Source organism: Bradyrhizobium sp. PRIMUS42, from assembly GCF_023006515.1.
In the GTDB taxonomy this organism is placed as follows: Bacteria; Pseudomonadota; Alphaproteobacteria; order Rhizobiales; family Xanthobacteraceae; genus Bradyrhizobium.
The window spans coordinates 1-8,723 of the sequence record NZ_JALBGZ010000222.1; the positions used below are offsets into that span (position 1 = coordinate 1).

The 8,723-nt window shown below is 63.7% G+C and carries 8 protein-coding genes, 1 tRNA gene and 2 pseudogenes; 4 read left to right on the top strand and 7 right to left on the bottom strand.

Going from position 1 to position 8,723, the window contains the following annotated elements; all coding sequences use genetic code 11:
- The 3 genes and pseudogenes from MOV75_RS17930 to MOV75_RS17935 form a co-directional block, all read left to right on the top strand.
- On the top strand, positions 1 to 410 hold a 410-nt coding region (locus tag MOV75_RS17930), incomplete at its 5' end, for an invasion associated locus B family protein (protein WP_247006297.1).
- Between the two features lie 73 nt (positions 411 to 483).
- Positions 484 to 840: pseudogene (locus MOV75_RS42705) on the top strand (arylsulfatase); the annotation flags it as partial.
- Between the two features lie 2 nt (positions 841 to 842).
- A pseudogene (locus MOV75_RS17935) lies at positions 843 to 1,073 on the top strand (TetR/AcrR family transcriptional regulator); the annotation flags it as partial.
- Between the two features lie 15 nt (positions 1,074 to 1,088).
- On the opposite strand, the gene MOV75_RS17940 reads toward MOV75_RS17935, so the two are convergent.
- The 7 genes from MOV75_RS17940 to MOV75_RS17970 form a co-directional block, all read right to left on the bottom strand.
- Positions 1,089 to 1,451: a DUF1428 domain-containing protein gene (locus MOV75_RS17940; RefSeq protein WP_246927741.1), complete on the bottom strand. Its 363-nt coding sequence runs from the start codon at positions 1,449 to 1,451 to the stop codon at positions 1,089 to 1,091.
- A 172-nt stretch (positions 1,452 to 1,623) separates the two neighbouring features.
- Positions 1,624 to 1,697: transfer RNA gene (locus MOV75_RS17945), tRNA-Gln, on the bottom strand.
- A 158-nt stretch (positions 1,698 to 1,855) separates the two neighbouring features.
- Positions 1,856 to 2,926, bottom strand: coding sequence for an acyltransferase (locus tag MOV75_RS17950; protein ID WP_246927739.1), 1,071 nt, complete (start codon positions 2,924 to 2,926; stop codon positions 1,856 to 1,858).
- Between the two features lie 220 nt (positions 2,927 to 3,146).
- The gene (gene rnz / locus MOV75_RS17955; RefSeq protein WP_246927737.1) at positions 3,147 to 4,049 is read right to left on the bottom strand and encodes a ribonuclease Z; all 903 of its coding nucleotides are present in this window, start codon (positions 4,047 to 4,049) and stop codon (positions 3,147 to 3,149) included.
- Between the two features lie 30 nt (positions 4,050 to 4,079).
- Positions 4,080 to 5,063, bottom strand: a complete 984-nt coding sequence (locus tag MOV75_RS17960) for an antibiotic biosynthesis monooxygenase (protein ID WP_246927729.1) — start codon at positions 5,061 to 5,063, stop codon at positions 4,080 to 4,082.
- 15 nt (positions 5,064 to 5,078) lie between these two features.
- On the bottom strand, positions 5,079 to 6,476 hold the full coding sequence (gene guaD, locus MOV75_RS17965; RefSeq protein WP_246927726.1) for a guanine deaminase: 1,398 nt from the start codon (positions 6,474 to 6,476) through the stop codon (positions 5,079 to 5,081).
- 15 nt (positions 6,477 to 6,491) lie between these two features.
- Entirely contained in the window at positions 6,492 to 7,709 is a 1,218-nt protein-coding gene (locus MOV75_RS17970; RefSeq protein ID WP_246927714.1) for a multidrug effflux MFS transporter, read from the bottom strand.
- A gap of 503 nt (positions 7,710 to 8,212) precedes the next feature.
- Here MOV75_RS17970 and MOV75_RS17975 point away from each other — a divergent pair.
- The coding region (locus MOV75_RS17975) for an amidase family protein (RefSeq protein ID WP_247006298.1) at positions 8,213 to 8,723 on the top strand (511 nt) is incomplete at its 3' end.

Below are 8,723 nucleotides of genomic sequence, written 5' to 3' on the forward strand. Positions count from 1 at the left end.
AGCAGCCTGGCTGGATCGTGCGCTGCACCAGCGCGAGCCGCGAGGCGCCGCTCGAATGCGCGATGGAGCAGAACGCGGTGCTGACCAAGACCGGCCAGACCATCGTCCTCGTCAACATCCGCATCGCGCCCGACACCCGCACGCCGGTTGCATTGCTGCAATTGCCGCTCGGCCTCAATCTTCCGGTCGGCGCCAAGCTTCAGGTCGACGAAGGCAAGACGGTCGATCTCCAGATCCAGACCTGCGAGAACCGCGGTTGTTACGCGTCGACCCCGATCGCGGCCGACCTGCTGGGCGCTTTACGGTCGGGCAAGCAGCTCAAGGTCTCCTTCCAGAACATGGCCAAGGAGACCATCGCAATCCCGATGCCGCTCGGCGACTTCGCCGCCGCTTACGACAAGATCAAGTAGCAAGCTTCCCTCTACTGCCGCGCCGGCTCTCTCACCTCGTCATTGCGAGCGCAGCGAAGCAATCCAGGCTGCCTCTGCGAAAGGCGAACTGGGGCACCAGTTCGTCCACGCCTGCGACCTCACTCCGACGCTGCTGGAGCTGATCGGCATCGAGGCGCCCACTTATATCGCGGGCTGCCGGCAAATGCCGCTGGAAGGCGAAAGCTTTGCGCGCTCGATCACGGATGTGTCGGCACCGTCAAAGCGCTCGCCGCAATATTTCGAGATGTTCGGCCATCGCGGTCTCTGGCAGGCGGGGTGGAAGGCGGTCGCCTTCCACCCGTCGGGCACGCCGTTCGAGAACGACAAATGGGAGCTGTTTCATCTGGACGCGGATTTCTCCGAGACCAACGACCTTGCGGCAGCGGAGCCGGAACGCCTGGGACGGATGGGGCGACCACCACGCGCGCCACCCCTCTCCTGCTGCCGGCCATGGGCAAGGGACGCAAGGCGGCAAAGACCAGCGCCATCGCCTTCGGTTTCCAGGTCGTGCTGGGCACGCTGGTGAACGCGATCCTCAACGATCCCGGCCCGCTGTCGCTTTCGTCGAAAGACATGGAGACGCGGCTCGCCGGTTGCCTGTTGCTGCTGCTCCAGGGCGAATGCGGCCGCGCTCCTCGATAGGCCTTCTGGTCGCCGTCAACCGATGACGTCGCTGGCCCGGAGCAGCGTCGTGAAGCCGCCATAGATCATGCGTTTTCCGTCGAACGGCATACCCTCCATCTTCAGCCGCGGGTCTGCCATCACCTTCTTGTTGACGGCATCGCGGGTCTCCCGGTCGCGGTAGACGATCCAGGCGAACACCACGACCTCGTCCTCCTTCGCCATCACCGCGCGTGGAAACGAGGTGAGCTCCCCATAGGGAACGTCGTCGGCGATGCATTCGACGTAGTCGAGCGCACCGTGCTCCATCCAGAGCGCGCAGGCGGTCGTCGCCAGCGACTTGTAGGCGTCGACCTTGTCCTTCGGCACGGCCAGAACGAAACCATCGACATAGGGCATCACGGATCTCCCAGGGTTGTATGACCCAAGGACGATGGAGCGCGCGGCGTTCCGACCGGCACATGCGTTTTTCAGATGAGGCAAACCGCCGCGACCGGCGGCGCGGCCAACGGACTTCATCGCCGCCGAGCGGCACACCGAGAGAATTGCGACCGTGGAAAAGCGCCGGAACTGGCTGGGGAACCTGGATTCGAACCAAGACAAACAGAGTCAGAGTCTGTTGTGCTACCGTTACACCATTCCCCACCGAAGCGCTTGAAATCACTAAGCTTTCTTCGGAAGTTCTGCAAGGCTGGCTGAAAGGTTTGCAAATCAGCGGCTCGCAGGCCGCTCATATAGCCGCGCTGATCTTCGCGGTCCAGTCCTTCTGTGAACATCGACAGCTTGTTCTTGCTGCGTTCGCATCAAGCCTTCCCGACAGCGTCGCGCCGGTCCAATTGCAGTAAGAAATCCGGCGGCCCCTTGCGGTTGTAGAAAAGCGAGCGGCGCGCCCGATCAATCCATCGCTGGACCGTGAATTCAAATGCGAGCGCGACGACCGTGGATGCGAGCAGGATGCCCAAAGTCTGAAACAGTATTCGCCAATGGCTCACAATGTGCGGATTTGTCAGCGTGATCGGATCAAACAGCTGCAAATTGATCGCGATCTGTATGAAGAGAAAATGCGAGAGATAGACGCCGTAGGAGGCGTCGCCCAATGTGGTCGACAGCGGTCCGTTGACCCTCGCGAAGAGCGTCGGAATCACGATGCTGGTTGCGACAACCAGCGGCACGCCCTGAACGATGCCCCCGTGATAGTCGACGTCGGCATACACGTCGCCCAGGAGATAAAGGCTGTAGAGGCCGGCGAGCCAGTAGCCCGCACGCGTCGACCATGTCAGGCGATCCCGTAACGAGAAAAGCACAACCCCAGTGCCGAAATACCCGATCTGGCTGTAAAACGGGAAGTAGGCCCATTTCCATTCGCAGAAGTGAAGAATGACCAGCTTGATCGCGAAGGCAGCGACCACCAACCCGGCGAGCCATTTTCTGTTGAGTAGAAGCAAGGTTGGCAGTAGCGCGTAGAAGACGATCTCCGCGCTGATCGACCATGCCTGAGGAACCAAGAGATATGTGGTGCTGTGCATGGCCGAATAGAGATCGAGACCCACCAGCGACAGGTTGATCACATAGGGCCGCTCATCCGTCCGGAGCGAATCGAAGATGCCGCTCTCGTTCGCCGGGTTCCACAAATGGAGTGCGAACGTAGCGATCAGGATAGTCAGGTAGAACGGGTAGAGCCTCGCAAAGCGGCTGGCCATGAACGCAGCAGGCCGCCCCGGATAGTGCAGCTCATAGGCGGCGGCCATGTAGAAGCCACTGATGATGTAGAAGACCTCTACCGCGGCCAGGCCCCCGATTGTCTGGTGGATGACGCCAAACTGGCAATGAAATCCAACGACGATCGCCGCCAGCAGAAAACGAACTGTCCCCATCAGCCCCACACCCGTTGGCCTGCGAACCTAGCCCTGCAATCGACACTGAACAAGCGGGCGCCGCGCTCGGAGCGGCCACGGTATTGAAACGGGGCGGGAATTCGGCACGGCCGGCGCTTGCGGATCGAAGTCTGCGCGCTTGGGCGTTGCGGTTGCGAGCAGCGCCAACTGGCCGGTCTTCACCTGCGGCATCAGCAGCGGCACATTGTCGAAGGCGCGACTAGATCACCACGTGATCGAAGTCGGCGGCGATCCCAGTGTTCGGAAAGATCCTCGCCGCCTCGGCCAGGATCTCATCGTCCTCGTATCGTCCCGACATATGAGTCAGCACGAGTTGGCGGACGTTGCTCGCCGCAGCAAAGGCGGCCGCTTCCGCCGCGGTGAGATGGCCGTAATCCCGCGCTGTCGCGGCGTCGCGATCAAGGAAGGTCGCCTCGATCACCAGCATATCTGCGTCAGCAACGTAGCTGGACAGTCCGTCGGTGGTTTCGGTGTCACCGATCACGACGAGCTTCTTGCCGCCGCTCGGCGGGCTCAGAACGTCCTCCGGATCAACCGTTCGATCGGCGATCACGACCGGCCGTCCTGCAGCCAGTTCGCCGCGCATGGGACCATCCGGGACGCCAAGCGCCGCAAGGCGATCGGGCCGAAGGTGGCGACGTGCAGGACTTTGAAACACGAAGCCAAAGCTATCGGTGCCGCGGTGGCGGACCGGAAAGCAGGCGATGGTGAAGTCGCCGGTGTCGATGACCTGTCCCTCGGTCAGGGCAGCGAACTCGACCGCGATCGGCGCCCTGCCCGCACCCCAAAGGCCTGCGAGCATCCGGATGACGATGTCGAGCGTGCCCTGCCCGCCATGAATCGTCATCATTTCGGCGCTCTGCCGCAAGCCCAGGGTTGAAAACAATCCGGGGATGCCGAGCACGTGATCGAGATGAGCGTGCGTCAGCAGCACGCGGTCGAGCCGCCGGAAGCCGGCGCCGCTGCGCAGCATTTGGCGCTGCGTGCCCTCACCGCAATCGACCAGGATGCGCTTGCCCGCGGCTTCCACCAGGAGCGCCGGGTGGTTGCGCTCCACTGAGGGAACGCTGGCCGAGGTTCCGAGAAATGTCAGGGCGAACATGGTCGTTACGTGTCCGGCGGTGGACGGGTCTCACCGCCCCCAATGCCACGCGAGCAGCAGCGCGTACAGGCCCATCGACGCCGCATAGAGCGCGGCAAGGAGTGCGTAGCCCGCGATCCGGCGACTGATCGCCGCCTTCGGCGTGACCCACCAGTCGAGCGCCCTAAAGGCGGCGGGCACCAGCCACCAGCCGAGCAGCTGGGTGCTGACGAGATTGCCGACGAAGAGCGATAGCCAGACCGGCACGCCGTTTCTGTCGATCAGCGGCGCACTGATGAAAGTGCCCCAGAGATAGACCACGGGATAGAGCACCAGCAGCACGATGAGGTTGCTCTTCCAGATCAGGCTTGGGCTCTGCTCCGGAGCCTGGGCCTTGCCGGCCGGGAACCAGAAATTGAAGCCGTAGCTCGCCCGCTTCACGTTCATGCCGGCGTTGAAGCGCTCGCCTTCCCTCAGCAGCGTCTGCCGCAACGGCGAGTCGAGCCATGCGTTGAGGTTGGCATCGCTGTCGAACGTCAGAATGACGATCCACTCGTCGTGAAGGCCCGGAATCGGCCGCTCGATCTTGTGGCGCAAGAACCCCTTGAACTCGGCCTCCGCGGCCTGGATGCGCTGCTGCCATTTGAGAAACGCGTCCTCGAGCCCATCCGGCACATTGAAGGAGATGACGGCGGAGACCGCATTGTCACGCTGGACGCCGCTGTCGGGCAGGATATGGACGTCCTCCGAACCGACGAAGAAGCGCTGCACCTCGCCGATCAGCCGCGTCCGCTCCTCGCTTTGAAGCCAGGCGCGCGCTGCAGCCGGGCTTGCGAAACGCAAGACAGTCACCCAATCAACATGGGCCGGCGGCCGCGGCGGCACGACCTCCTGCCCCAGGAATCCGGGCCAGGCCTTGAGTGCCTCGCCGACCTCGCCATTCCAGCGCGCGAACGCGGCAAAGCCGTCATCGGCGATGCGGCGCTGGATGACGAGGGCGACCGGCTGTCCGGCCGTATCCGGAGATGCGCTCATCGGCTTCCGTCCGCTTCAGTTCTTCTTGTAGAGGCGCTTGCCCATCACCCAGGTCTCGTCGACGCAGCGATCGTCGCCGACCATCATGACGGCGAACAGCATGCTCGCGGCCTCGTCGACCGTGCGCGGGCCGGCGCCATCGGCGATCAGCGACTGATGCCACGCTTGCGCGACTTGCCCGCCATTCGGATCGAGCGCAACGAAATCAGCCTCCTTGCCGGGCTCGAAATTGCCGAGCTTGTCGTCGATATAGAGGCCTTCGGCGCCGCCGAGCGTGATCGACCAGAAGCCGCGGTAAGGCGAGAGCTTGTTGCGCTCGGCCTCGGCGAGGTCCTTGCGCGTGGGATCAATGCTGCCGTCGAGCAGCGTGTTGTTGCACATGCCGACCTTGTAGGCGTCGTCGAGCACGGAGATCATCGAGAAGCGGTTGCCGCCGCCGACATCGGTGCCGAACGACATCTTGACGCGATGCTCCGGATCGGTGGCGCGGCCGAGGCGGAACAGGCCGCTGCCGAGGAACAGGTTCGAGCAGGGACAGAACACCACCGCCGCGCCCTTCTTCGACATGCGGCGAAACTCGTTGTTCGAGAGATAGACGCCGTGACCGCCGGAGAATTTCGGACCGACCAGGTCGAACTTCTCGTAGACGCCGAGATAGTCCTGGCAGTCCGGATGCTCGACCAGCACGCCGCTGCATTCGGCCGGGTTCTCGGAGATGTGGGTGTTGACCCAGCAGTCCGGATGCTCGTGCTTGAGGCGCTGACACGCTTTCAGCAGCTCCGGCGAGGCGCCGAAGGCGAAGCGCGGCGTGATGGCGTAGAGGTTGCGGCCCTTGTTGTGGTACTGCGCAATCAGCCGCTTGCTGTCGCGATAGAAATTCTCGGGCGTATCGATGAAATCGGCCGGCGCGTTGCGATCGATGCCGGTGAGGCCCGCGATCACGCGCATGTTGCGGCGGGCTGCTTCCTCGAACAACTCCTCGGTTGAAACAGGCGAGGAGCTCGTGAAGGCCTGGCAGGTGGTGGTGCCGGACGCCAGCAGCGCGTCGAGGAAACGCTTGACGCCCTCGCGCGCGTAGTTGCGGTCCCGGTATTTGAGCTCTTCCGGATAGACCCACTTCTGGAGCCACGGCAGGAGCTGCTCGCCATAGGCACCCAGCACGCGCGTCTGCGGCAGATGGATGTGACCGTCGATGAAGCCGGGGACGATGATGCGGTCCTTGATGTCAGTGATCTCGACGCCTGGATGCGCAGCGGCGATCTTGTCATAAGGACCGAACGCCTTGATGACGCCGTCCGTGACGACCATGAGGCCGTCTTGGTGAAAGCGCGCGGCGGCCTGCTCGTTGCCGACGTGCTTCCAGGGATCATCGACGAAATCGAAGAACGTGCCGCGAATACCGACGGTGGTCATGAATTGGTTCCTTCCTCAGGTCTGTGTGGCGTGACGCACTGACGGCAGCGAGATCGCGAGCAGCGTGCCCGCAACAACGCAGAGGCCGAGATAGAGCCATCCGATCGGCGCCTGCGTCGTTTCGGGCAATACCGCCGTGATCGCCATGGCGCCGCTCACCGCGAGATAGCAGAGCGCGCTGATGAGACCGCCGATCAGGCCGTGGTCGCGCTCGAACAGGCCGAGGGCCATGCCATACATCATCGGACACAGCACGCCGCAGCCGCCGAGCACCAGCGCGCCGCCGATCGTGATCGACGCAAAGCCGAGGCCGAAGATCATGCCTGTTGCGGTCAGGACCACTGATCCGGCAAGAAGCAACGCGAAGGCGCCGAAGCCCAGCATGCGCGCCGGCATGAAGCGCGCAAAATGCGCGCAGCCGAGCTCGCCGGCGAGATTGACGCCGCCAAGACCGAGCGCGACGAGGCCGTAGATGGCCGCGGAATAGCCGAGGCCCGTCTGGTAGAAGAACGGCGCGACGACGCCGAATGCCAGCTGCGCGCTCGCTGCTGCGGCGAACACCAGGACGAAAGCCAGGAAGCCCGGACGCAGCAGCGCATCGCGCAGGATGCCGGCCGTGCGACGCGGATCGAACGGTGCCCGCCGATCAGCGGGCAACGTCTCGGGCAGAAGGAATGCGACGATGGCGGCAACGATCGCCGCGGCAACGGCGATGATGACGAAGACGCCGCGCCATGACATCAGTTCGACGATGAAGCCGCCGGCCGCAGGCGCAAGCACAGGCGCGAGCCCCCACGCGGCTCCAAGCAGGCCGGAGATCGCCGTGAGCTCGCGTCCGCGAAAACAGTCGGCCGCAACCGCATAGGCGACGACGAGGCAGGTGCAGCCGCCGATTCCTTGCAGGAAGCGCAAGCCAAGCAGCAGCGAGGCGCTGGTGGCGAGCGCGCAGGCGATGCTCATTGCGATCAGCACCGACAGGCCCGCGAGCAAAACCTTGCGACGGCCGAGCGTGTCGGAGGCGATGCCGACCGGCACCAGCGCCAGGCTCATGCCGAGCATATAGGCGGTGACGGTGTTCTGCATCGAGGCCGCGTCAGTGGCGAGTTCCACCACCATCTGCGGCAGGCCGGGCGTGTAGGCATCGAGCGGAATCTGGCTGAACGGCACGACGCACAACAGGATCGGCACGATCCCACCCCTGGCGCGACTGGCGTCCGAAGCGAGTGCAGTCATGGATTACGCCCCTCGGTTCCCGCGGGCCTTCGTGCGCGCAATAAGAGGCGACGATGCGGGTTGCGGACATTGTCGCGCGGAGCCTGCCAGAACTGTGTGTAAGAATTCTTAGGAGCGCCCGTATCGAGACGGCCTCTGACGGCTGATACCGTGGCCCGGGACCGTCCAAACAAAAAATGCGAAAACAACCCCATGCAAAGTACAAATCATTGAAGAATCTCGCGCCGCACGGCGCGTGGCCCGCCAGCGCGGACGTTTGACGCGTCGGGCAAAACAGGCGCAGAACTACATGATAGCTACTTGTCCGCCGTCGCGCCGATTCGTTAACGGGTCGGAAGGCATAACTGCTTTGAAGCCCGGCCTGCGCATCGGTGCCACCGGCAAGCAGATCTGATGCCCATTGCGCCGCCTCCTCATCCCGCTTTCAAAAATGCATGTTCGGCGCCCGGATCGCTTTGCATCCGGAAGTCTCGACACGGCGATGGGATCCAATGGAGTGTGTGATGACCGCTGATGGCGCTGAGTGGGATTACGGCTCGGTCAGCACACTTCTGGCCGCCTTGCGCGCGCGGAAGATGTCTGCGTCGGAGCTGCTCGAACATACGATCGCGCGCATCGAGGCGCTGGACGGGCGGATCAACGCGATCATCGTTCGCGATTTCGATCGGGCGAGAGACGCCGCGCGCGCCGCCGATGCCGCGCTTTCGCGCGGCGAGCGGCGGCCATTGCTCGGCATTCCCGTGACCCTGAAGGAGCCGTTCAACGTCGCGGGCCTGCCGACGACCTGGGGCTTTCCGCATTTCAGGGATTTCCAGCCGGCGGAAGATGCCCTCGTGGTCTCGCGGTTGAAGGCGGCGGGCGCCGTCATCATCGGCAAGACCAATATCCCGATCGGGCTCAGGGATTTCCAGAGCTATAACGAAATCCACGGGACGACGAACAATCCGTGGGACCTCGGCCGGTCGCCCGGCGGCTCCTCGGGCGGATCGGGCGCGGCGCTGGCCGCGGGCTTCG